Here is a 21985-nt window from a genome sequence, read left to right as displayed (position 1 = left end):
AGGGTCTCGTCGATGCCGCCGCTGTGCAGATCGGCGTAGTGCGTCCGCGCCGGGCAGCAGATGGGCGAAGAGCCAGGCGGCCAGCCGCTCGGTGGGCCCGCCGTCCGGGTCGCCGGGGAAGACCCGGTTGATGTTGACGCCGTCCAGCGGGGAGGTGCCCAGGCGGCCCTGGTAGACGGCCGGAGGGTTGGCGACGGGGCAGAGCACGACCTGTCCGCGCACCTCCTCGGGGGTCAGCAGACCGGCCAGCCGCGCGGCGGCGTCGACACCGGCGAACTCGCCGCCGTGCACCCCGCCGGTGAGCACGACGCGGGGGCCGGGGCGGGCACCGCCCACCAGCGTGACCGGGAGGTCGGCGGTGACCGGGCCGAGGTCCACGGGGACGGTGCCCCGGACCTTGCGGCCGGTGCCGGCGGTCAGTGGGCCGACGGTCAGTGTCATCTCGTACCTTCCGTGGAGGGGTCAGGCCGCGGTGCGGTCGCGCGTGGACAGGAAGTCGATGGGCTGGAGCGTGTCGCCGTCCAGTGCGAGGTCGGCCGCGATGTCGCCCATGGCGGGCGAGAGCTTGAAGCCGTGCCCGGAGAATCCGGCCAGCAGCACGATGTCCTCGCAGCCCGGCAGCGGGCCGATCAGCGGGCGGCTGCTCTCGGTGTAGCCCTCCATGAAGACCGAGAGCCGCACCGGGTCGGGGTGGAGATCGGGCATGAAACGGCGGGTCAGCTCGGTGAAGACCGCGAGTTCCTCGGGTGCCACGGTGCGGTCCAGCCGCTCCGGGTCGGGCACCGCGCGGTGCAGGGCGCGGGACAGGCCGAGCTTGACCGAGATGCCGTCGGGTGAGGGCAGCCCGTAGCAGTGAGTGGGCGCGGTGCGGATGAAGGCGGGCGCCTCGGCGCCGTGCCAGTCGTGGGCGGTGGGCACGAACCAGGCGTTGATCAGCCGCCGGATGTCCACCTCCCACTCCAGGTCCGGCAGCAGTTCGTTGACCCAGGGGCCGACGGTGACCACGACGGAGTCGTACGTCTCGGTGCCCTGGTCGGTGCGTACGGCCACGCCGCCGCCCGCCGGGGCCACCTCCCGCACCGGTGTGTAGCGGTGCAGCCGGGCGCCCAGCCGCTCGGCACGGGCGGCCGCGGTGTGCACGCTCAGCTCGGGGCGCAGAAAACCGGCGTTGCGGTCCAGTACGGCGGCGTCGCCGTCCTCGATACGGAACTGAGGGAAACGTTTCTCCAGCGCGTCCGCGTCCAGCACTTCGTGGGCGAGACCGTGTTCGGCGATGGACTCCAGGACAGTGCTCATCTGCTGGTGGCCGGCGGGGCCCATGAGCAGACATCCGGTGAGCCGGCGCAGCTCGCGGCCGGTCTCCCGCTGGAGCTCCTTCCACAGCGCGTCGGCGTGGCGCAGCAGCGGGACGTAGCGGGAGTCCTCGAAGTGGGCGCTGCGGAAGATCCGGGTCTCGCCGCCCGCCGCGCTCCGGTCGTGGCCGGGGGCGTACCGGTCGTAGCCGGTCACCTCCGCGCCCCGCGAGGCCAGCCGCCACATGGCCTGACTGCCCATGGTCCCGGTGCCGATGACCGCTACACGCTTCCTCGTTGCCACGGATGCCTCCTGGGGTGGAGTGGAGAGGTGTCCCGGACGGCTGTTCCACAATGTGGCATGCCGTGCTAGATTGCAGCATCAATGTCGCAGCGCTCCCGGGGCCGGTCAAGGGCCCGTGCGGCGAAAACTCCAGAAGTTAATGGCGGAAACCAGATGGAAATGAAGAGCGTGATCCGCAGCCTTCGCATCCTCGAAGCGGTCGCCCAGCACCAGCCGGTGACCGTCGGCGAGCTGACGAAGATCTTCGGACTGCCCAAGTCGACGGTGCAGCGCACCCTGGTGACACTCAACGAGGCGGGCTGGCTGCGCGCCAGCCGGGGCGACACCACGCGCTGGGAGGTCGGCGCCCGGGTGCTCGCGGTCCGGCCCGCCGCCCACCAGGGGTCGAGCCTGTTCGCGGCGGCGCGCGAGCCGATGTGCCGGCTGCGCGACACGGTCGACGAGACCATCCACCTGTCCGTCCCGGACGGACTGCGCTGCATGGTCATGGTCGACCGGGTCGACTGCACCCAGGCGGTGCGCACCTATCACCAGGTCGGCGACACCTCGCCGATGCACGCCACGGCCACCGGCCACGCGGTCCTCGCCCTTCTCCCCGCCGACGAGGTCGACGAGGTCATCGCGAACGGACTGGACCGCTACGGCGATGCCACCATCACCGATCCGCAGGAACTGCGCGAGGAACTCGAGCGGGTCCGGCGGGACGGCTACGCCGTCAATCGCAACCAGTACCGGCCCGACGTCTGCGCCATCGCCGCGCCGATCGTCACGGGGAACGGGACCCCGGTGGCGACCGTCGCCATCTCCATGCCCGACTCCCGTTACGACCCGCACGAGGTGGACCGGTGGGGACGGCTGGTGGCCGACACCGCGGCGGAGATCAGCGCCCGTCGTTTCGAGTGATGTCGCCGATGTCTGTGATGTCAGCAGATATCCGGGCCATGCTCGGCGAGCGAATGCCTCTTTGTCAATAAGTCGATTTCGCGAGAGATACATCGGATCTGTCGAGCGGAATTACCGCAAGTCTGTGCTCGAATCCGCCTCCTTCCGTTGACCTCATCCGATGTTTCTCCTAGGTTTCGGTCGACCCTGAACACTGGAGGCGGTAGATGAGATCCACGCTCAGGCGCATTTCCATGGCCGCCGTCGCTGCCATGGCCGTCCTCACCGCGGCACTGCCGGGCACCGCGACGGCGCAGGGAGGGCAGGAGCAGCAGGGGCGTACGTACTACGTCGCCACCTCGGGCTCCGACCGGGACAGCGGCGGCCGGAGCCATCCCCTGCGCACCATCGGGCGCTGCACCGATCTGGTCCGGCCCGGTGACTCCTGTCTGATCCACCGCGGGACCTACCGCGAGCGGGTCACCCCGCCCTCGGGCCGCGCGGGCGCCCCGGTCACCCTCGCGGCGTACGGGGACGGGCCGGTCACCGTCGACGGGACGCGGGCCGTGACCGGATGGAAGGCCGCGGGCGGCGGTCTGGTCGCCGCCGATGTCGACCTCCCGCTCGCCCGCGACGAGAACGCGCTGTTCCTCGACGGCGGCCGCGCCATGGAGGGCCGCTGGCCCAACTCCGGTTCCGATCCGCTCAATCCGTCCTGGGCGGTCGCCGAGCGCAGCTCCACCGACCAGCACATCGACGACCCCGACCTGCCGGACGGTGACCTCACCGGCGCCACCGTCCATCTGTGGGCCGGGTCCAACCCGTGGAGCCAGCAGACCGGCACCGTGACCGCCACCTCGGACGGCGCCCTCGATTTCAAGGGCGGCAATTACCGCTGTACCCCGCTGTGCATGGGCAACCAGAACTACCGCAACTATTACCTGGTGGGTGCGAAAGCCACCCTCGACCAGCCCGGTGAGTGGTATTACGACACCGGCGAGAAGCGGCTCTATCTGGTCCCGCCCAAGGGCGGAATGGCGGGCCACACGGTGACCGCGAAATACCAGAAGTGGGGCCTGGACCTCTCGGAAAGCTCCCATGTCACCGTCCGCGGGCTCGGCGTATGGGGCACCTCGCTGCGCACCGGGGAGAAGAGCACCGGTGTGCTGGTGGAGGGGTTGCGGGCGCGCTACATCTCCGAGTTCTCCACCCTGCCCATGCCACGGGACGACGAGCTGGCCATCCCGCCGGGCGAGGGCCACATCGTCGCCTCCCGGGTGCTCGACTCCGGTGTCCAGATCCTCGGCAGCGGCAACACGCTGCGGGACAGCGACATCGGCTTCTCCGCAGGGACCGGTGTGCTGCTGCGCGGCAGTGGCAACACCATCACCAACAACTACATCCACGATGTGGGCTGGATGGGCAGCTACACCCCCGGCGTCGAGATCAACGGCAGCGAGCACACCGTCACCCACAACACGGTCCGGCGCACCGGCCGGGCGAGCATCGACACCGCCTGGCAGCTCAACGGGGTGCCCTTCAAGGACAACCGCATCGCCTACAACGACCTGTCCGAGGCCATGCGCACCTCCCGCGACGGCAGCCCCTTCTACGTCTGCTGCAACCTGGACGCGACCGGTACGAGCATCGACCACAACACCGTCCATGACGCGGACGGCCAGGTCGGCTACTACATCGACAACTCCTCCAGCCAGTTCCTGCTGCACCACAACGTGGCGTACAACACCGGGACCCGCGGCACCTTCTTCAACGGCCACAGCGGGGTCAGCCTCGGCAACCGCGACCACAACTCGACGTACGGGCTGGGCGTCGGCACCGCGGTGCGGCTGAGCGGCGCGACGGACGCCACCGGTACGTACTTCAGCAACGTCGTGGGCCTCGCCCCGGTGGAGATCTCCTACCCGATCCGGCCCCCGTGGTGCGCAACAACCTGGTGCCACCGACCGATCCGCAGTACACCGACGCCCGCAACGGCGAACTGTGGCCACGGGCCGGGTCCCCCGCAATCGACGCGGGCGAGACGGTCGACGGCGTGACCACCGGGGTGCGGGGCGACGGGCCCGACCAGGGCGCGTACGAGTACGGGGCGCCGATCTGGTCGACCGGGTGCAACCTGGCCGGGTGCGAGTCGCGGGTGCGCAACGACGGGTGGAAGGCCGCGTACTCCGGGGGGCGGTGACGCCTCCGCCGCCGTCGACGGGTGCAGACCACCAGTGAAGGCGGACAGCGACAGCCGCCGGGCAGTCGCTGACCTCGACTGGGGCGCGGCGAGACTTCGGGCCGCTGGCGTCGACGCCGTATGGACGCCACGGGCAAACCCAAACGGCTTCACGGTGTCCGTCAGCCGTGACTCCGGAAGGGGCACCCCCGTCGCCCGTGTCGCGGGCCGCTCCTTCACCCAGGACGCGGTCTTCGGGAAGCGCACGGCGCGGTACCTGCGGATCGAGCTGACCGCGGCCGGTGATGTCCCATGGGCGGTGAACGAGGTCCGGCTGTACGCGGACGGGCCGGACGCGGCCGGTACGTTGCAGGCCGAGCGGGCCCAGGTGGTGCGCGGCGGCGAGCGCGGCGACGCGGCGACCGGCGTGCTGGGCTCCGGTGGCCTGGTCGGCTTCCGCCAGGTGTCGTTCGGGGCGGACGCCCCCGACCGGCTGACGGTGCGGATGGCGTCGGCGGGCTGCGGCAGCGGCTGTGCCCTGCAACTGCGGCTGGACGACCCCAAGGGCCGTGTGGTGGCGACGCTGCCGGTGCGGGACACGGGCGGCGCGGACCAGTGGCAGGAGCGGTCGGTGCGGCTGGCGCGCGCGGTGACGGGCACGCATGACGTGTACCTCGTCGCGTCGGGTGCGCGGAAGGTGGCCGCGGTGGACTGGCTGACGCTGCGCGGCTGACACACCCGATGAGTGCGACTGGGCGCCTCGACCGTCAACGGCGGCCGAGGCGCTCCAGTCGCTCGTTCACCCCGGGGCACAGCTCCCGGGCCGTGTCCAGGAAGGCCGCCAGGACGGGAGAGCGGTCCTGGGCGTGGAAGGACATCACCAGATCCGGCAGTTCCACGCGCGGACGCACCTCGCACACCCAGGTGCCAGGGCGCGCCGCCACCCGCATGCACGCCGGGCCGAGCCCCACCCCGACCCCGCACGAGGCCAGCCCGATGATGGTGTGCACATCGCGGGCGTCGGTGACCCCGCCGCCCGGCGCGGCCGCCGCCCCGGCCCCGTCGCCCAGCAGCGCGTCGAGCCAGCCCGCGACCACCGGTTCCTCGTCGTCGGGCGCCACGATCAGATGCTGCCCCCTGAGCTGCTCGACGCCCACCGCCGGCTGCCCGGCGAGGGGATGGGCGGCCCCGACGACCGCGACCAGATGGTCCCGGCCGACCGTGACCGACACCAGGTCCTCGGCACCGGCGCCCCGGGGCGCGCCACGGCCGATGCTGATGTCCAGCTCCCCGTCGAGCAGGGCGGTCGCCGACTGGCAGGTCGACATCTCGTGCAGCCCCAGGCGCACGTCGGGGCGTTCGCGGATGAACCGGCCGAGCAGGGAGGGCAGCAGTTCCAGCAGCGCCGAGCCGATGAAGCCGAGCCGCAGCCTGCCGGTCTCGCCCCGGGCGGCCCGGCCCGTGTCGGACACGGCGGCCGACATCTCGGCCAGCGCCCGGCGCGCCCTGGCGAGAAACGCCTCGCCCGCGGCCGTCGGGAACACCCCGCGCGCCGTGCGGTCGAACAGCCGCGCGCCCAACTCCCGCTCCAGCGCGGCGATCTGCTGGGACAGCGGGGGCTGGGCGATCCCGAGGGAGGCGGCCGCCCGCCCGAAGTGGCGATGGTCGGCCAGGGCCAGGGCGTACCGCAGATGTCGTGCTTCCACCAGACGATGATATCGAGGGGATATCGGCGGGCCGGTCATGAGATATAGCGGTGGATGACGCCCTGGTGCCGCGGTGGACTGTCGCTCCGAGCGATCGGCCACTTCTGGCCAGAGAGGGTGTTCAGCGATGATTTTCGACCATCACGGAGACTCCGTCCGCACCAACCGCGCCACCGTCAACGGCACGAGCCTGCACCACCGGACGGGCGGGTCCGGTCCGGCGGTGGTGCTGCTGCACGGCGTACCCAAGACCGGCTACCACTGGCGCCACCTCGTCCCGAAGCTGACCCCGCACCACACCGTCGTCGTCCCCGATCTGCGGGGCCTCGGCGACTCCGCCCGCCCCGCGGGCGGCTACGACTCCGCGACGATGGCCGACGACATCGCCGCACTCATGGCACATCTGGGGCACGACTCCTACAGCGTGCTGGGCGAGGACTGGGGAGCGGTGATCGGCTACCAGCTCGCCGCCCGGCACCGCGACCACGTCAACGCCCTGGTGTTCGCCGAGGCGCTGTTCCCCGGGTTCGGCTTCGAGGAGCACACCGCGCTCACCGAGGAGAACGTCTCCGGGGATATGCACCTGTGGCATCTGGGCTTCTACTTCCAGCCGGACGTACCCGAGATGCTGATCGCCGGACACGAACGCGAACTGATCACCTACATGATCAAGAACGAGCGCAGCCACCCCGACACCGCCACCCCCGACGCGATCGAGGAGTACGTGCGCTGCTACTCCATGCCCGGCGGCATCCGCGCGATGCTGGCCGTCTACCGCGCCATGCTCGTGGACGCCGAGCAGAACCGGCAGGCGGCGCGGAAGAAGCTGGACATCCCGGTGCTGGCGCTCGGCGGTTCGGCGTTCATCGGCGACCGGAACGAGGCCCAGATGCGGCTGATGGCCCACGACGTGACCGGCCATGTCTTCGACGCCGGACACGACCTCGCGGAGGAGGTGCCGGACGAAATGGCCGCCGTGGTGCTGCCGTTCCTGGCCGACCGGCGCTGACGCTGGCACAGTGATGGCATGGACTTCGCCACCGCGTTCCACCGGGAGATCCTGGCGTTCGAGGCCGCCGCCCGCCGGGCCGCCGACGGAGGCCCAGCGCCCCTCGTACCGTCGTGCCCCGGCTGGTCGATGGCCGATCTGGTGCTGCATCTGGGTGGGGTCCACCGCTTCGTCGCCCGGATCATCGAGGACGGGCTGACGGAGCCGCCGGACGTCACGGACGTGGCGCTCTTCGCCCTCCCCGAGGACCGCGCGGGCTGGCCGGCGCCGGAGGGCGGACCGCACCTCGGCCCGGTGCCGCCGGGTCTCGTCGAATGGTTCGCCGACGGGGCGCGGGCACTGGCGGCCCAGGTCCGTGACGGCGATCCGGGGCAGCGGGTGTGGACCTGGTCGCGGGAGCGGACCGCCGGGTTCTGGTGGCGGATGCAGACCATCGAGGCGGCGCTGCACCGCTGGGACGCCGAGAGCGCGTTCGGGGCGCCCGGACCCGTCGACGCCGCCCTCGCGGCGGATGCCGTCGCCCAGACGTTCGAGGTCATGGCCCCGGCCCGGCGCGTCTGGAAGGAGGCGCCACCGGGCGAGGGCGAGCGGTTCCGGCTGCGGCAGACCGACGGTCCGGGCGTGTGGACGGTGTCGTTCGAGGGCGATGACGTGCGCCTCGACGGGGACACCGCCGGGCCGTGCGACCTCGAACTGACCGGAACCGCCTCGGACCTGATGCTCTTCCTGTGGCAGCGGATCCCCGCCGACCGGCTGGACGGGGTGCGGGGCGACCCGGCGATGGCCGACCGCTACTTCACCCTCGTCCCGCCGGTGTGACCACGCGCTCCCCCGGTCACTCCTGGTCGTACTCCTGGGAGATGACCTCGACGCGTCGCGTGCTCTGGTCGACGCGTACGGTGTCGAGCCCCATGGCGTCGAGCTGGCTGATCGCGTCCGCCTCCGCCACCGGATCCAGCACCCGCAGGGCGATGGCCAGGTCCGCGTCGTCCGCGTCGCCGGACGCGGGCAGCCGCGCGAGCAGCGACTTCATCAGCCGGTCCGCACTGCCCTCGGGCGCCTCCGCGCCGACGGCCATGTGCACCATCAGCTGCTCCACCCCGGTCTCGTTCCACCGGGCGTGCCCGATCCACACCGCGTGGACACCGGGGAAGTCCAGCAGCCGGTCGCGCAGGGCGTCGCGCAGGGCCACCGCGCGCGGATGCGTGGACCACCTGAGGGTGAGCGTGCGGTCCTCGGGGACCCGCTGGCCGCGCTGCTGGAGGATCTGGTTCAGCAGATCCATGGGAACCCCGGCGTAGCCCCCGGGGGAGAACACCGACAGGGTCGCCACCTTGGTCTGCTGCTCGATGTCCAGCAGCCGCGCCGCGTCGCAGTGCACCGCCCCGGCGGCCTGCGGAAGCCGCTCCTTGCAGCACTCTTCGCTGGTGTATCCGGGCAGGCTCGGGCCGCTTCCCTCCATGCCGACGAACATCACCGAGCCGTTCGCGTCCACGGGCACATACACCCCGAAGTCCACGATGGCGTTGAGCAGTTGTTCCCCTTCGGTCCGGGCGGCCTGTCGGTCGAGTATGTCGGCGAGTGCCTGGTTCCCTGTTGATGTCACGCACCGAGCATAAAAGGTGTGCGGATGCCACGATGAACGGACGGGGACGACGAGCGAGGGAGCCACGCATGAGGAGCGCGGATCTGCTGGCCGACGCCTTCGGCCGGGTGCGGGAGGCCGTGCACGAGGCGGTCGAGGGGCTCACCACGGACGACCTGGCCGTGCGCCTGGACAGCGGCGCGAATTCCCTCGCCTGGCTGGTGTGGCACCTGACCCGCGTCCAGGACGACCACATCGCCGACGCCGCCCGTACCGAACAGACCTGGACCACCGACGGCTGGTACGAGCGGTTCGGGCTGCCGTTCTCCCCCGCGGCCACCGGCTACGGCCACCGCAGCCGGGACGTGGCCAGGGTCCGGGCGGCGGGCGATCTGCTCCTCGGGTACCACGACGCCGTGTACGAGCGGACGGTGGATTACGTACGCGGGCTGCGCAACGCCGATCTGGACCGCGTCGTGGACGAGGCGTGGACCCCGCCGGTGACCCTCGGGGTGCGGCTGGTCAGCGTCATCGAGGACGACATGCAGCACGTGGGACAGGCGGCGTTCATCCGCGGCGCGCTCGGCAGGCGCTGAGCCGTCCGGCGGACCGCGCGGCCGGGTTTCGCCACCGTTGACATGCAGGTGTTTACCTGCATAACGTGAAGCGTGAGTTCGGAGATGGACAAGGTCTTCAAGGCGCTGGCCGACCAGACCCGGCGGTATCTGCTGGACCGCCTGCACGAGCGGGGCGGTCAGACACTCGGAGAACTGTGCGAGCGCCTGGCGATGACGCGGCAGTCGGCGACCCAGCACCTGGCCGTCCTGGAGGCCGCCAACCTGGTCAGCGTCGTGCGCCAGGGGCGGGAAAAACTGCATTACCTCAACCCCGTTCCCCTCCATGAGGTGCAGGAACGGTGGATCGACAAGTTCGAGCGCCCCCGTCTGAGAGCGCTCGGCGCGGTGAAACGGCAAGCGGAGGACGCCATGGCCGAGAGGCCGACGTACAGCTACGTCATCTACATCGAGAGCACCCCGGAGAAGGTCTGGCACGCACTGACCGACGCCGACCTCACGGCCGCGTACTGGGGCCACAGCAATGTGTCCGACTGGCAGCCCGGCTCGGCGTGGGAGCACCGGCGCACGGACGGCAGCGGCATCGCCGATGTCGTCGGCACCGTCGTGGAGAGCGTGCCGCCCGAGCGTCTGGTGACCACCTGGGCGGCCCCCGGCTCCGAGCCCGCCGGAGGCCCGTCCCGGGTCACCTTCGCGATCGAACCGTACGAGGAGATCGTCCGGCTCACCGTGACCCATGAGAACCTGGCCGACGAGGCCGAGCGCGAGGAAGCGGCCGGTGGCTGGGCGGCGGTGCTGTCCAACCTCAAGTCGCTGCTGGAGACCGGAAGTCCGCTGCCGCGCGAGCCCTGGCTGGTGGGGCGCTGAGCGTTTCCCACCCCGTTTTCCGCCCCGATTCCCGCCGCAGGGCGACCGTCACCCGGCGGCCACCCCTGGGGCGCGCTGCCGGATCGGGGTGCACGCCCCGACCGCCACGATGAGCAGGAACAGGGCGGCGGACCCGAGCAGCGGCGCGCGCACCCCGAACCGCGCCACCAGCGCGGTGAGCCCGGCCGCTCCGAGCGGGGCGAGCGCGTTGTGCAGCGTCCAGAACGCGGAGGTGACCCGGCCGAGCAGATGGTCGGGGGTCACCGCCTGGCGCAGCGACATCGAGGAGATTCCCGCGAGCGCCATGCCGAACTGGTAGCACAGCACCGTCACCGTCGTACCCCAAACGGTGGTGGACCGGGACAGCAGCCCGAGGGCCAGCCCGCACAGCGTGTACGAGCCCAGCCAGCACACCCCGAATCCCCAGGCCCGCCGCAGCACCGGGATGAGCACGGCGGCCAGGACCGTCCCGGCGCCCGCCACGCCCATCACGACGCCGACGGTCCGGTCGCCCGCGCCCAGCCCCTCCCGTATCTGGTAGATGAAGACGTCGGTCATGCCCAGGCCGATCAGCGAGACGCCGGTGAGCAGCACGGTGAGCCAGCGCAGCACCGGTGACCGCCACAGGAAGACGAACCCGGCCAGGAACTCCCGCTTCGCTCCCCGCCACCCGGCGGCCGCGGCGGGCGGCGTGGCCTTGTCCACCGCCGCCTCCCGGAACCTGATCAGCGAGAGCGCGAGGGCCGAGGCGGCGAAGCTCGCCGCGTTCACCGCGATCGCCGCCGTCGGCCCGAGCAGCCCGGACAGCCCGCCCGCCAGCATCGGCCCGACGATGAAGGCGATCGCGTTCGTCGTGGTCAGCCGCCCGTTGGCCTCGATGATCCGCTCGGCGTCCACCAGATTGGGTACGGCGGCGACGTACGTGACCTTGAAGACCATGTCGAAGACCGCGGCGACCGCCATCACCACGTACAGCAGCCAGACCTGCGGTCCGGCCATCGCCCAGCTGACCGGGATGAGGGCGACGAGCACCACCCGGACCACATCGCACACGATCATCAGCTGTCGCCGGGGCAGCCGGTCGACCAGGATGCCCGCGAACAGCCCGGTGGCGATCGAGGCGACGCCCGCGACGGCCGTCAGCAGCCCCATCTGGGCGACCGACCCGGTGGCGTCCAGCACCAGCAGCGGCAGCGCCACCAGGGCGAAGGCATTGCCCAGTTCGGACAGGGTCTGCCCGCACCAGAAGATGGTGAAGTCGCGGTCGGCCCATAACGGAACGGGCTTCGCGGTCCCACCCTCCATCAGGCCCCCCGGCGTCGCCGCTTGGCGGTACGGGGCGTCAGCGCGGTCCCGCTCTCCTGCACCGTGACGCCGAGGGCCTGGGCGAACTGCGGTGCCAGTTCGAGGAGTTGGCCGCCGGTGATGGCCGCCCCGCGCAGTGCGTCGATCCCTTCGGTGATGCCCAGCCGGGTGGCGTCGCGCAGATCGACCCGGGTCATGCGCGCGTTGCCGCATCGCACACCCTCCAGCGTCGAACCCCGGAACGCGACGTCCGTCAGCTTCGCCCCGCCGAGGTCGGTGTCGCGCAGCAGGCAGTCCGCGAAGGTGACCTCGCGCAGATCGGCGGTGCGCAGATTGACCGATTCGAACTTGCATCGGTGGAAGATCACGCGGTGCATCGCCGTGCCGAACATCTCCAGTCCGGCGAGTACGCAGCCGATCAGCTCGCCATCCAGCCAGTCGCCGTCGGCCAGGTCGGAGCCGACCCAGCGCACCCCGTCGAGCCAGACGTCGTTGAAGCGGGCCCCGCGGTAGCGGCCTCCGGTGAAGGCCACGGCGGAGAACGCGGATTCGAGGAAGCGGGCCTGCCCGGCGTCGGCCCCGTCGAACTCCCCGCCGTCGAAGTAGACGGTGTCGTAGTCCCCGTCCACGGCCAAGTGGCCGTCGAACGGGCGCAGATGGCTCGCGTACGGCAGGTCGGCGAGCTGACGCGGGGATGACATGGCGAAACCTCATTTCCGGGGCAGCACCGGCCCGGGCGCGCGGTGTGCGAGATCGATGGTGCCATTCAACTTGTGCGTTCCCGACCGTTGACATGTGGTGTGGGCCACTCCTACGTTCGGGCAAGCCGGTTCGGGTCTCCGGCAACTCTTCGATATTTCGAACGCACGGATCTCCCGAGAGGTATGCGTCAGTGGTGTCGAACCGGTTCGACCAGCAGCCCCCGCCCGTCAACATCGGCGAGATCGCCCGTCTCGCCGGGGTGTCGCGCAGCACCGTCTCGTACGCGCTCAGCGGCAAACGGCCGATCTCCGACCGCACCCGGCAGCGCATCCAGCAGGTCATCGAGGACCGGGGCTTCCAGCCGAACGCCAGCGCCCGCGCGCTGGCCCACGGCCGCACCCGCACCCTCGGGCTGGTCTTTCCGACCGTCAGCCGCCGCTACACCGATATGCAGCTGGACTTCATCAACAGCGTGGTCGACGCCGCGGCCGCGCACGACCACGACATCCTGCTCTCGCGCAGCGACGGCGAGGGCGACGACTCCTTCCGGCGGCTGGTCGGCGAACGGCGGGTCGACGGCGCGCTGCTGATGGAGATCCGGGCGCCGGACTCACGGGTGGAGCCGCTGGTCCGCTCGGGCTTTCCGTTCGTTTCCATGGGGCGCACCGAGAACACGGACACGGCCACGCTGTCCTGGGTCGATCTGGACTTCGCGGAGCTGACCGCCGCGTGCGTGCGCCATCTCGGGCGGCTCGGCCATCGCCACCTCGCGCTGGTGGGGCGGCCCCGGGAGCTGTACGACGCCGGGTACGTGCCCGCGCTGAGGGGGCGGACCGGCTTTCTGCGGGCCACCTCGGAACTCGGGCTCACCGGCGAGGTCCACCACTGCGGTGACGACGCCGCCTCGGGCCAGGCCGTGGTGGCGCGGCTCCTCGGGCGGGACCCGCGCACCACCGCGGTCGTGACGCTCAACGAAGCGGCGCTGGTGGGCCTGTACCGGGGGCTCGCCCTCGCGGGGCGTTCCGTACCCGGCGACTTCTCGGTGACCGGAGTGGCGGCGGCCCGCTGGGCGGAGGCCGTCACACCGATGATGACCGGCGCCGACGTGCCCTCCGACCTGATGGGCCGGCTCGCCGTGGAACTGCTGCTGGAACGGCTGGACGCCCCGGCCGCGGCGCCCCGGCAGCATCTGCTCACCCCTTCGCTCACCCCGCGTGCCAGCACGGGACCGGCACCGGATCGCAACTGACCGACTCACCCCTCGGAGACGCACATGGCCAACCGAGCCAACAGGCCCCCGGCTGCCGCCGGGAGAAGTCCCCTCGGCCGCCGCTCCTTCCTGCGGATATCGGGCTCCGGGCTGCTCGCCGCGGGGCTGACCGGCTCCCTCACCGCCTGCGGCGGCGGGGGCGGCGGGTCCTCGTCCAAGAACCTCGTCTGGTGGGACTACCTCGTCGAGGACGCCCGTCAGCCGGGCATCAAGGCCCTGATCGCCGCCATCGAGAAGAACGTCCCCGGGCTGAAGATCACCCGCCGGACCTTTCCCTACGCCGAGCTGGAGCCCGCGATCATCAAGGGCGCCGCCTCCGGCGATCTGCCGGACCTGGCGATCATCGACAACACCTCGATGAACTCCCTCGCCCCGCAGGGGCTGCTCACCGACCTCACCGACCGGGTGAAGGAATGGGGGCAGGCCGACGCGTACTACAAGGGCCCGTGGAGCAGCGGGGTCGTCGACGGCAAGACCTACTCCGTCCCCAACAACGCCAACTGCCTGGCCCTCTACTACAACACCGAGCTGCTGGAGAGCGCGGGCGTCGAGCCGCCGAAGACCTGGGACGAGCTGTCGGCGGCGGCCCGCAAGCTCACCAAGGGCAGCACCTTCGGGCTGGCGATGAGCGCGATCAAGACCGAGGAGGGGGTCTTCCAGCTCCTGCCCTTCCTGTGGTCGGCGGGAGCCGACCTGGACACCTTCGCCACCGGCGGCGCCACCGCGCTCTCCTATCTGGGGGACCTGGTGAAGGCGGGCGCGCTGTCCAAGCAGTGCGTGGGCTGGACCCAGCAGGACGTCAACAACCAATTCACCTCCGGCCGCGCGGCCATGCAGATCAACGGGCCATGGCAGCTGCCCGGTCTCAAGCAGCAGTCCAAGGTGAAGTGGGGCGTGGTGCCCATTCCGGTGGACAAGGAGCCCGCGAGCTGCCTCGGCGGGGAGAACTGGGTGATCCTCAAGACCAGTGGCAAGGCCGACCAGGCGTGGCGGGCCATCGAGTACAGCCAGCGGAAGAAGCCCCTGGCGGCCTATCTGGGGTCGGTGGGGCTGCTGCCCGCGCGCAGCGACATGGCGGACAGCGGCGACTGGGCCACCGATCCCACCCTGAAGGTGTTCGTGCGGGAGTTCGGCAACGCCCGGCCGCGGTCGTACGGCGAGCACTATCCGCAGATGTCCAAGGCCATGGCCGAGGCGTTACAGGCCACCCTGACCGGCAGCTCCTCCCCCGGGGCCGCCGCGAAGAAGGCGGCGGACGCCATGACGCCCCTGCTGTCGAAGTAGCGGGGTGGCGATGACGACCCACAGCACACCCATGAAGGTCCGGGAGCCGGTGGTGTTCACCGGCGACCCGGCGGCGGGCGGCGGACGGCGCCGCGGCGGCTCCCTCGCCACTCGCCGCACCCGGGCCGGATACGGCATGTCGGCGCCCGCGCTGCTCTTCCTCGGCGCGACCATGCTGTTCCCGCTCGTCTACAACCTCTGGACCTCGGTCCATCAGGTCGAGATCGGCGATCTGGTCACCGGCGACTGGGCGTTCAACGGCGCCGACAACTACGACGCGGTGGTCTCCGAGGGCGCCTTCTGGCACGCCGCCCGGATCTCCCTGCTGTTCACGGCCGGTTCGCTGGTCTTCCAGTTCACCATCGGCTTCGCGCTGGCGCTGCTGTTCGTACGGCAGTTCCCGCTGGCCGGGCTGTTCCGGGGGCTGATGCTGGTGGCGTGGCTGCTGCCGCCCATCGTCAGCGGCACCCTGTTCCGCTGGATGCTGGACGCCGACTCGGGCGCGTACAACGAACTGCTGCACACCGTCGGGCTGGACGCGCTGGCGCACAACTGGCTGACCGATCCGAGCACCGCGCTGCCCGGTGTCATCGCCGCCAATGTGTGGGTGGGCGTGCCCTTCAACATGCTGCTGCTCCTGGTCGGGCTCCAGTCCATCGACCCCACCCTCTACGAGGCGGCGGCCATCGACGGCGCCGGTCCCTGGCAGCGGCTGCGCCATGTGACGCTGCCGCTGATGCGGCCGGTGGCGGCGGCGGTGCTGCTGCTCGGGCTGGTGTACACCTTCAAGGTCTTCGACCTGGTCTTCGTGCTGACCGGCGGCGGGCCCGTCGACTCCACGACCGTCCTCCCCCTCTACGTCTACCAGTCGGCGTTCAAGCTCTTCCAGCTCGGCCGGGGCGCCGCGGCGGGCACCCTGCTGCTGCTCGTACCGCTGGTGGTGGCCGTGCTGTACGTACGCAGGCTGCGCAAGGAAGGAGCCGCCGCATGACCCGACCCCGCCGCCCCTGGCTGCTCACCCTGGTCGCGGGCGTCATCACCGCCTTCTTCCTGCTGCCGCTGTACTGGATGATCGCCACCTCGCTGAAGCGTCCCGACGAGGTGCTCAGCTCACCGCCGCGGTGGTTTCCCACCCCGCCGAGCGGCGAGAGCTACGCACAGGCGCTGGACAAGCCGATGCTCGGGCAGGCGCTGCTCAACAGCGTCGCCATCTCGCTGGGCGTGGTGGCGCTGACCCTGGTGCTCGCGGTGCCGCTCACCTACGCCGTGGCGCGCATCCGGATGCGCGGTTCGGCGGCGATGGTGCTGTCGCTGCTGGTGGCGCAGCTGCTGCCGAGCATCGTGCTGGCGGCACCGCTGTTCATCGTGCTCCGGGACGCCGGGCTGAACAACACCCTGCTGGGTCTGGTGATCGCGGACACCACCCTCACCCTGCCCTTCGCGGTGATCGTGCTGCGGCCGCTGGTGCGCGCCATGCCCGCCGAGATCGAGGAGGCGGCGCTGGTGGACGGCTGCGGACTCCCGGGGGTGCTGTGGCGGATCGTGCTGCCGGTGATGCGGCCGGGGCTGATCGCGGTCGGCGCCTTCTCCTTCCTGCTCGGCTGGGGCGAGTTCGTGTTCGGCATCACGGTGAACAGCGACCCCGAGGTCCAGCCGGTGACCGTGCTGCTCAACACGTTCGTCGGCCAGACCGGCACCGCGTGGGGACCGCTGATGGCGGCCGCCACGATCGTCAGCGTGCCGGTGGTGTGTGTCTTCGCGATGCTCCAGCGGTTCATCGTGGGCGGGCTGACGGCCGGAAGCGTCAAGTCCTGACGGGGCTCGACGAGCGGGCCCGGCCCGGTCACCGCCGGTGGAGGCTCCACGACCAGCGGTACGTCCCCGCCCCCAGCCGGTAGCGGGGCAGGGTGTCCGGGCCGCAGGACGCCGTGCCCAGACCGCGGTGGGCGGCGTCGAGGTGCACCACGCACCGCGGTCGGGGTACCAGTTCGTCGTGGTGGGTGGCGGCGGCCAGGTCGGCCGCACGGTGGCGGGTTACCGACACCTGCCGCGGCGCGTCCAGCCGTACGGCCAGCCCGCCGCCCGCGTCCGACGACAGCAGCGAGAAGCTGCGCACCCCGTGCCGTCCCCCGCTCTCCTGCGGTCGGAGGTACGGGGTGAACAGCCGGTCCACCCGGACGCTGTGATGGCCGACCGGACCGCCCGCGCACCGGTCCGGGTACGTCTCCCAGGGGCCCTGGCCGTACCACTCCATATGGTCGAGACCGGGCACCGTTTCGAAGACCGTGCCCACGCGCGCGGCGTCGGTCAGCCCCTCGGGAAGGTCGGCCGTCTCCTCCACCAGCAGACCGCCGTCGGGCAGCGGGGTGAAGACCTGGAGGTGTTCGACGGTGCCCACGGCGGTGGGGTACGCGCTGCGCACCAGGGTCCGGGCGCCGTCGCGGTCGACCGAGCGGGGTTTGCGTTCCAGCCGGTCGAGGCCCAGGGCGCGCCAGTGGTCGGCGGCGCCGCCCAGCAGATCGTTGTCGGTGGGCGCGCGCCACAGGCTGAGCACGGGCGGGGAGGTCAGCAGCGGATGGCGCAGCAGCCCGTCCGCGTCGAGGGAGACGGCCGGACCGGAGGCGGTCGGGGGCGGGGGCGCGGGCCGCTCGCGGAGCCGGATCTGCGGGGTGCACACCTCGGTGCCGCGCGGCGCCCAGGGCTCGTCGCCCCGGGTGGTGACCCGCAGCGTGAGCCATGCCTCGCCGCCGCCCGCGGGCAGCCGGTCCATCAGTTCGGGTGGCGGGGCGAGGCGCGCGGACGCCCCGGGCGGGAGCGCGGAGGGCAGCGCGGCGGGGGCGGTGCGGGTGCCCGCGTCCTCCAGGGACAGCAGCCATTCGGCGGTCAGCCAGGACAGGTCGCGGAAGTGCTGCGCGTTGGTGAGGCGCACCGAGCCGTCCGGCTCGCGCGACAGCCGCAGGGGCGCGGCGAGTTCGCGGTGTTCGTACAGGGCGGGTTTCGGGGTGCGGTCGGGGAAGACCAGCCCGTCCGCGCAGAACGCGCCGTCGTTCGGGGTGTCGCCGAAGTCGCCGCCGTACGCCCAGCGGTAGCCCTCGGCGGCCACCCCGTGGGCGTACGCGCCCTCGCCGCCGCGGCCCGCCGGGCGGCCCGCGGTCCGCCCGGTGGTGCGCTGGAGCAGTCCGTGGTCCCAGAACTCCCAGATGAACCCGCCCTGAAGGCCCGGGGTGGCCTCGATGGCGGCCCAGTGGTCGGCGAGGATGCCGTTGCTGTTGCCCATGGCGTGCGAGTACTCGCACAGGATGAGCGGTTTGATCTGCTCGCCGGAGGCGGCGTGCGCGGTGATCTCGTCCAGCGAGGCGTACATGGGGCAGACGATGTCGGAGGCGACATCCGCCCGGGCCCAGCCGGTCTTGGCAGCGCCCTCGTACTGGAGCGGACGGGTCGGGTCGTAGCGGCGCAGCCATCCGGCGGCCGCGTCGTGGTTGGCTCCGTAGTCGCTCTCGTTGCCCAGCGACCAGATGATGACGCTCGGGTGGTTCTTGTCCCGGAGCACCATGCGCGCGACGCGGTCGGTGAAGGCGGCCAGGTAGCGCGGATCGTCGGCGATCTCATGGGCGTGGTCATGGCTCTCGATGTCCGCCTCGTCCACCAGGTAGAGACCGAGTTCATCGGCGAGGTCGAGGAGCGCGGGGTCGTTGGGGTAGTGCGAGGTGCGGACGGCGTTGAAGCCGTAGCGCTTGATGGTCTCCAGGTCGGCGCGCATCTCCGCGGGCGTGACCGTACGACCGGTGAGCGGGTGGAAGTCATGCCGGTTGACGCCCCGGATGAACACCCGCTCGCCGTTGACCAGCAGGTCCCGGCCCACGATCGCGACGGTGCGGAACCCCACGCGGTGGTGCGAGGTGTCGGCGGTCGACCCGTCGGGGCGGTGCAGCCTTACGGTGAGTCCGTACAGCTCGGGCGTCTCGGCGGACCAGGTACGGACCCCGGGCACGGCCGCCCGCAGCCGTGCCTCGCCGAGGAAGTCCGACACCCGCGCCTCCTCGGCGCACCACGCGGCGTACTCCTCGTCCACGGCCAGCTCCCCGACCCCGTCGAGATGGGCCGAGACCCGCCATCCGGCGGGCAGCGCGCCGTCCGCCGACCGCACCTGGACGTCGACCCGCAGCCGCCCGTCCGCCGGGGCGGTGACCCGCACATCGGCCAGGTGCAGCGGATCGGTGGCGTAGACGAGGACCGGCCGGGTGATGCCGCCGTGCCACCACTGGTCCTGGTCCTCGATGTGCGAGGCGTCGGACCACTTCACCACCGTCAGCCGCAGGGTGTCGGCCGCCCCGGGGCGTACCGCGTGGCTGATGTCGAACTCGCTCGCGAGGTGGGAGTCCTTGCCGATGCCCACCGGGCGGCCGCCGACCTCGGCGAGCAGCACGCTTTCGGCGGCGCCCACCTGGAGGACGATACGGCGGCCCGCCCACGCGGCCGGGATGTGGAGCTCGCGCTCATGCACTCCGGTGGGGTTGTCGGCGGGCGGGTGCGGCGGATATTCCGGCCACGGCATCCGCCAGTTGGTGTACCGCGGGATGTCGCCGGTGTCCTGGGTGGTCCAGGGGCCGGGGACCTCCAGCCGGGTCCAGGTGTCACCAAGCGGAGCTTCGGGGCCGGGCAGCAACTGGAAGCGCCAGGGGCCGTCCAGGGAGAGGCTGCCCGGCCTGCGGTCGACCGCGTGCATCGGCAGCCGGCGCCAGGAGGTCAGCTCGGGGGACTCCCACGGCCGCAGCTCTCCCCACGGGGAGGGGTGTACGGACATCAGCGGATCGCGCCCTTGCCGAGGTCCGCCATGATCTGCCGGGCGCCGATGAAGAACACCACGAGCAGGGGCAGCAGCGCGAGCAGCGCCCCGGCCATCACCATGCCGTAGTCGGTGGTGCCGTGGACGCTGTTGAGCTGGGACAGCGCGACCTGGAGCGTCACATGGTCGGGGTTGATCAGCGCGATCAGCGGCCAGGCGTAGTCGTTCCACTGACCCATGAAGGTGAAGATGCCGAGGAAGGCGAGGCCCGGCCGGACCACGGGCAGCGCCACGTGCCAGTACTGCCGCAGGAAGCCGCAGCCGTCCAGCCGGGAGGAGTCCATCAGCTCGTCGTGGATGGCGCCCTTCATGTACTGGCGCATCCAGAAGATGCCGAAGGCGTTGGCCGCGGCCGGGACGACCAGGGAGGTGAGGGAGCCGATCCAGCCCAGCTTCGCCATGATGACGAACTGCGGGATGGCCTGGAGCTGGGCGGGCACCATGAAGATGCCCATCATCAGGACGAACAGCAGTTTGCGGCCGGGGAATTCGTACTTGGCGAAGACGAAGGCCGCGAGCGAGTCGAAGAAGAGCACCAGGAAGGTCACGGAGACCGCGACGATCAGGGTGTTGGCCATCGAGCCGAAGAAGTCGATGTTCTGGAAGAGATGGCGGAGGTTCTCCAGGAAGTGCGAGCCGGGCAGCAGCTTCGGCGGGAAGGAGAAGATCTCGGTCGACGTGCGGGTCGACATGACGATGGTCCAGTAGAAGGGGAAGAGCGAGACCAGCACTCCGGCGATGAGCGAGAGGTGGAGGGTCAGCCCTCGGGCGCGTGTGCCCTTCACGCCTTTTATACTCCGCATGGCGGTCTCCCTACGTGTCCTTGCGCTGCACCAGGCGCCAGTTGATGATCGAGAAGAGTGCGACGACGAGGAAGATGCCCCAGGCGATCGCGGCGCCGTAGCCGAAGTCGTTGTTGTCGAAGCTCTGCTGGAAGAAGTAGAGGACCATCGTCTGGCCGGAGTTGCCGGGGCCGCCCGCGAAGGTCGAGGTGTTGTTGGTGTTGGAGAGCAGCACCTGGGGTTCGGTGAAGCTCTGTAGCCCGGTCACGGTCGAGACGATGAGGGCGAAGAGGATGATCGGCCGCATCATCGGCACGGTGATCCGGAAGAAGGTCTGCACCGGTCCCGCGCCGTCCACGCGGGCGGCCTCGTACAGCTCTCCGGGGATGGTCTGGAGCCCGGCGAGGAAGATCAGCGCGTTGTAGCCGGTCCACTGCCAGGTCATCAGCACGGCGATGGCGATCTTGATGCCCCAGTCGGAGTTCAGCCAGGCCACCTGGTCCAGCCCGAGGCCCTGGAGCACGGCGTTGGCGAGGCCGAAGTTGGTGGAGAACACCGAGGAGAAGATGATCGCGACGGCGACGACGGAGGTGACGTTCGGCAGGAAGTAGGCGACCCGGTAGAGGTTCTTGAAGCGCACCGCCGAGTTGAGCATCACCGCGGTCACCAGCGCGAGGAAGAGCATCGGCAGGGTGGCCATGGCCCAGATGATCAGGGTGTTGGTGAGGGAGTGCCAGAACTGGGCGTCGCCGAGCAGATAGCGGTACTGCGCAAGACCGGCGTACTCCATCGGGCCCAGACCGTCCCAGCGGTGGAACGAGAGATAGAGGGAGTAGCCCACCGGGATCAGGCCGAAGCCGAGGAAGAGCAGATAGAACGGGGAGATCGCGAGGTAGAGCCGCCAGTATCCGAGGACGGAGCGGGGCTTGTGGCGCGCGTGGGCGGCGGCCTTCGTACCGCCGCGGGCGGCGGGCGGGGCACCGAGGCCGGGCACGGCGGTCATATCTGCACCCCCATGTGCTCCGCTATGCGCCGGCACTTGCTCATGGCGTCCTTCCATGCCCGGTCGGGGTTCTTGTCGAGCGCGTTCACCGCGCGCAGTTGGTCGGAGACGACCTGGTCCAGGGTGTAGTCATAGGGGCTGTGGTAGGCGACCGGGATCTCCTTGGCCGCCGGGCCGAAGACGTCGATGGTGGCCTGGCCTCCGAAGAACGGGTCCGGCGCGCGCATCGCCTTCTGCCGGTACGAGGCGGGGGTGGACGGGAAGAGGGTGGCGTCCGTGAAACCGCGGGACTGGTTGGCGGGGTTCAGCAGCCAGGTGATGATCTCGAATGCCTGCTTCGGTTCCCGGCAGAACTTGGTGATGGCGAGGAAGGAACCTCCGTTGTTGGCGG

The 21985-nt window shown here is 71.0% G+C and carries 21 protein-coding genes and 1 pseudogene; 12 read left to right on the top strand and 10 right to left on the bottom strand.

All coding sequences use genetic code 11. From position 1 onward, the window contains the following. Both SSOG_RS42160 and solA read right to left on the bottom strand, forming a co-directional pair. On the bottom strand, positions 1–441 hold a 441-nt coding region (locus tag SSOG_RS42160; RefSeq protein ID WP_009720445.1), incomplete at its 3' end, for a M14 family metallopeptidase. 21 nt (positions 442–462) lie between these two features. Beyond that, positions 463–1596, bottom strand: a complete 1134-nt coding sequence (gene solA, locus SSOG_RS42155) for an N-methyl-L-tryptophan oxidase (RefSeq protein ID WP_009720444.1) — start codon at positions 1594–1596, stop codon at positions 463–465. Positions 1597–1755: 159 nt separating this feature from the next. Here solA and SSOG_RS42150 point away from each other — a divergent pair, with 159 nt between their 5' ends. The 4 genes from SSOG_RS42150 to SSOG_RS56990 all read left to right on the top strand — a co-directional run bounded on the left by SSOG_RS42150 (position 1756) and on the right by SSOG_RS56990 (position 5390). Then, entirely contained in the window at positions 1756–2499 is a 744-nt protein-coding gene (locus SSOG_RS42150; RefSeq protein ID WP_009720443.1) for an IclR family transcriptional regulator, read from the top strand. A gap of 233 nt (positions 2500–2732) precedes the next feature. Then, positions 2733–4535 carry a right-handed parallel beta-helix repeat-containing protein gene (locus SSOG_RS42145; protein WP_245606504.1) on the top strand — a complete coding sequence of 601 codons (1803 nt, stop codon included), beginning with the start codon at positions 2733–2735 and terminating at the stop codon, positions 4533–4535. Beyond that, the gene (locus SSOG_RS56995) at positions 4532–4678 is read left to right on the top strand and encodes a hypothetical protein (RefSeq protein ID WP_245606503.1); all 147 of its coding nucleotides are present in this window, start codon (positions 4532–4534) and stop codon (positions 4676–4678) included. The genes SSOG_RS42145 and SSOG_RS56995 overlap by 4 nt, the downstream gene beginning before the upstream one ends. A 154-nt stretch (positions 4679–4832) precedes the next feature. Further along, positions 4833–5390: a carbohydrate-binding protein gene (locus tag SSOG_RS56990; protein ID WP_245606502.1), complete on the top strand. Its 558-nt coding sequence runs from the start codon at positions 4833–4835 to the stop codon at positions 5388–5390. Between the two features lie 34 nt (positions 5391–5424). Here SSOG_RS56990 and SSOG_RS42140 read toward each other — a convergent pair whose 3' ends face one another. Next, entirely contained in the window at positions 5425–6363 is a 939-nt protein-coding gene (locus SSOG_RS42140) for a LysR family transcriptional regulator (protein ID WP_039940043.1), read from the bottom strand. A gap of 127 nt (positions 6364–6490) precedes the next feature. Here SSOG_RS42140 and SSOG_RS42135 point away from each other — a divergent pair, with 127 nt between their 5' ends. After that, positions 6491–7372, top strand: a complete 882-nt coding sequence (locus SSOG_RS42135; protein WP_009720438.1) for an alpha/beta fold hydrolase — start codon at positions 6491–6493, stop codon at positions 7370–7372. An 18-nt stretch (positions 7373–7390) separates the two neighbouring features. After that, positions 7391–8191 carry a maleylpyruvate isomerase family mycothiol-dependent enzyme gene (locus tag SSOG_RS42130; RefSeq protein ID WP_009720437.1) on the top strand — a complete coding sequence of 267 codons (801 nt, stop codon included), beginning with the start codon at positions 7391–7393 and terminating at the stop codon, positions 8189–8191. A gap of 16 nt (positions 8192–8207) precedes the next feature. Here the strand turns inward: SSOG_RS42130 and SSOG_RS42125 are convergent, their stop codons facing one another. After that, positions 8208–8978, bottom strand: a complete 771-nt coding sequence (locus SSOG_RS42125; protein ID WP_154686048.1) for a hypothetical protein — start codon at positions 8976–8978, stop codon at positions 8208–8210. A 68-nt stretch (positions 8979–9046) separates the two neighbouring features. Here SSOG_RS42125 and SSOG_RS42120 point away from each other — a divergent pair, with 68 nt between their 5' ends. Next, complete coding sequence (locus SSOG_RS42120) at positions 9047–9553, top strand: mycothiol transferase (RefSeq protein ID WP_009720435.1); 507 nt, start codon at positions 9047–9049, stop codon at positions 9551–9553. A gap of 84 nt (positions 9554–9637) precedes the next feature. Further along, positions 9638–10399 carry an ArsR/SmtB family transcription factor gene (locus tag SSOG_RS42115; RefSeq protein ID WP_009720434.1) on the top strand — a complete coding sequence of 254 codons (762 nt, stop codon included), beginning with the start codon at positions 9638–9640 and terminating at the stop codon, positions 10397–10399. A gap of 48 nt (positions 10400–10447) precedes the next feature. On the opposite strand, the gene SSOG_RS42110 is transcribed toward SSOG_RS42115, so the two are convergent. Together SSOG_RS42110 and SSOG_RS42105 are read right to left on the bottom strand one after the other, a co-directional pair. Beyond that, positions 10448–11704 (bottom strand): MFS transporter, encoded by a 1257-nt coding sequence (locus SSOG_RS42110; protein WP_009720433.1) that lies wholly within the window; start codon positions 11702–11704, stop codon positions 10448–10450. After that, positions 11704–12405 (bottom strand): pentapeptide repeat-containing protein, encoded by a 702-nt coding sequence (locus SSOG_RS42105; protein WP_009720432.1) that lies wholly within the window; start codon positions 12403–12405, stop codon positions 11704–11706. Before SSOG_RS42105 ends, SSOG_RS42110 begins: the two co-directional genes overlap by 1 nt. 191 nt (positions 12406–12596) lie before the next feature. On the opposite strand from SSOG_RS42105, the gene SSOG_RS42100 reads away from it, so the two are divergent. The 4 genes from SSOG_RS42100 to SSOG_RS42085 are packed head-to-tail and all read left to right on the top strand — an operon-like array spanning position 12597 to position 16775. Continuing rightward, positions 12597–13655: a LacI family DNA-binding transcriptional regulator gene (locus SSOG_RS42100; RefSeq protein WP_009720431.1), complete on the top strand. Its 1059-nt coding sequence runs from the start codon at positions 12597–12599 to the stop codon at positions 13653–13655. Between the two features lie 24 nt (positions 13656–13679). Continuing rightward, the gene (locus tag SSOG_RS42095; protein ID WP_009720430.1) at positions 13680–14960 is read left to right on the top strand and encodes an ABC transporter substrate-binding protein; all 1281 of its coding nucleotides are present in this window, start codon (positions 13680–13682) and stop codon (positions 14958–14960) included. Between the two features lie 10 nt (positions 14961–14970). Then, complete coding sequence (locus SSOG_RS42090) at positions 14971–15951, top strand: carbohydrate ABC transporter permease (RefSeq protein WP_245606501.1); 981 nt, start codon at positions 14971–14973, stop codon at positions 15949–15951. Beyond that, on the top strand, positions 15948–16775 hold the full coding sequence (locus SSOG_RS42085; protein ID WP_009720428.1) for a carbohydrate ABC transporter permease: 828 nt from the start codon (positions 15948–15950) through the stop codon (positions 16773–16775). The genes SSOG_RS42090 and SSOG_RS42085 overlap by 4 nt, the downstream gene beginning before the upstream one ends. Positions 16776–16803: 28 nt before the next feature. On the opposite strand, the gene SSOG_RS42080 is transcribed toward SSOG_RS42085, so the two are convergent. The 4 genes and pseudogenes from SSOG_RS42080 to SSOG_RS42065 all read right to left on the bottom strand — a co-directional run. Continuing rightward, on the bottom strand, positions 16804–19767 hold the full coding sequence (locus SSOG_RS42080) for a glycoside hydrolase family 2 TIM barrel-domain containing protein (protein WP_039940036.1): 2964 nt from the start codon (positions 19765–19767) through the stop codon (positions 16804–16806). Beyond that, positions 19767–20612 carry a carbohydrate ABC transporter permease gene (locus SSOG_RS42075; RefSeq protein WP_009720426.1) on the bottom strand — a complete coding sequence of 282 codons (846 nt, stop codon included), beginning with the start codon at positions 20610–20612 and terminating at the stop codon, positions 19767–19769. The genes SSOG_RS42080 and SSOG_RS42075 overlap by 1 nt, the downstream gene beginning before the upstream one ends. Positions 20613–20622: 10 nt before the next feature. Next, the gene (locus SSOG_RS42070; RefSeq protein WP_039940034.1) at positions 20623–21594 is read right to left on the bottom strand and encodes a carbohydrate ABC transporter permease; all 972 of its coding nucleotides are present in this window, start codon (positions 21592–21594) and stop codon (positions 20623–20625) included. After that, positions 21591–21985: pseudogene (locus tag SSOG_RS42065) on the bottom strand (sugar ABC transporter substrate-binding protein); the annotation flags it as partial. The gene SSOG_RS42070 and the pseudogene SSOG_RS42065, both read right to left, overlap by 4 nt.

It is taken from the genome of Streptomyces himastatinicus ATCC 53653 (genome assembly GCF_000158915.1).
GTDB classification, from domain to species: Bacteria; Actinomycetota; Actinomycetes; order Streptomycetales; family Streptomycetaceae; genus Streptomyces; species Streptomyces himastatinicus.
This window is presented reverse-complemented; position numbering and strand designations above follow the sequence as displayed.

Coding starts and splice junctions, on each gene's coding strand:
- SSOG_RS42115 (WP_009720434.1), top strand. CDS start 9,638: ATGGACAAGGTCTTCAAGGCGCTGGCCGACCAGACCCGGCGGTATCTG.
- SSOG_RS42145 (WP_245606504.1), top strand. CDS start 2,733: ATGGCCGCCGTCGCTGCCATGGCCGTCCTCACCGCGGCACTGCCGGGC.
- SSOG_RS42080 (WP_039940036.1), bottom strand. CDS start 19,767: ATGTCCGTACACCCCTCCCCGTGGGGAGAGCTGCGGCCGTGGGAGTCC.
- SSOG_RS42090 (WP_245606501.1), top strand. CDS start 14,971: ATGACGACCCACAGCACACCCATGAAGGTCCGGGAGCCGGTGGTGTTC.
- SSOG_RS42120 (WP_009720435.1), top strand. CDS start 9,047: ATGAGGAGCGCGGATCTGCTGGCCGACGCCTTCGGCCGGGTGCGGGAG.
- SSOG_RS42085 (WP_009720428.1), top strand. CDS start 15,948: ATGACCCGACCCCGCCGCCCCTGGCTGCTCACCCTGGTCGCGGGCGTC.
- SSOG_RS42130 (WP_009720437.1), top strand. CDS start 7,391: ATGGACTTCGCCACCGCGTTCCACCGGGAGATCCTGGCGTTCGAGGCC.
- SSOG_RS42105 (WP_009720432.1), bottom strand. CDS start 12,405: ATGTCATCCCCGCGTCAGCTCGCCGACCTGCCGTACGCGAGCCATCTG.
- SSOG_RS42070 (WP_039940034.1), bottom strand. CDS start 21,594: ATGACCGCCGTGCCCGGCCTCGGTGCCCCGCCCGCCGCCCGCGGCGGT.
- SSOG_RS42150 (WP_009720443.1), top strand. CDS start 1,756: ATGAAGAGCGTGATCCGCAGCCTTCGCATCCTCGAAGCGGTCGCCCAG.
- SSOG_RS42075 (WP_009720426.1), bottom strand. CDS start 20,612: ATGCGGAGTATAAAAGGCGTGAAGGGCACACGCGCCCGAGGGCTGACC.
- SSOG_RS42095 (WP_009720430.1), top strand. CDS start 13,680: ATGGCCAACCGAGCCAACAGGCCCCCGGCTGCCGCCGGGAGAAGTCCC.
- SSOG_RS42110 (WP_009720433.1), bottom strand. CDS start 11,704: ATGGAGGGTGGGACCGCGAAGCCCGTTCCGTTATGGGCCGACCGCGAC.
- SSOG_RS42135 (WP_009720438.1), top strand. CDS start 6,491: ATGATTTTCGACCATCACGGAGACTCCGTCCGCACCAACCGCGCCACC.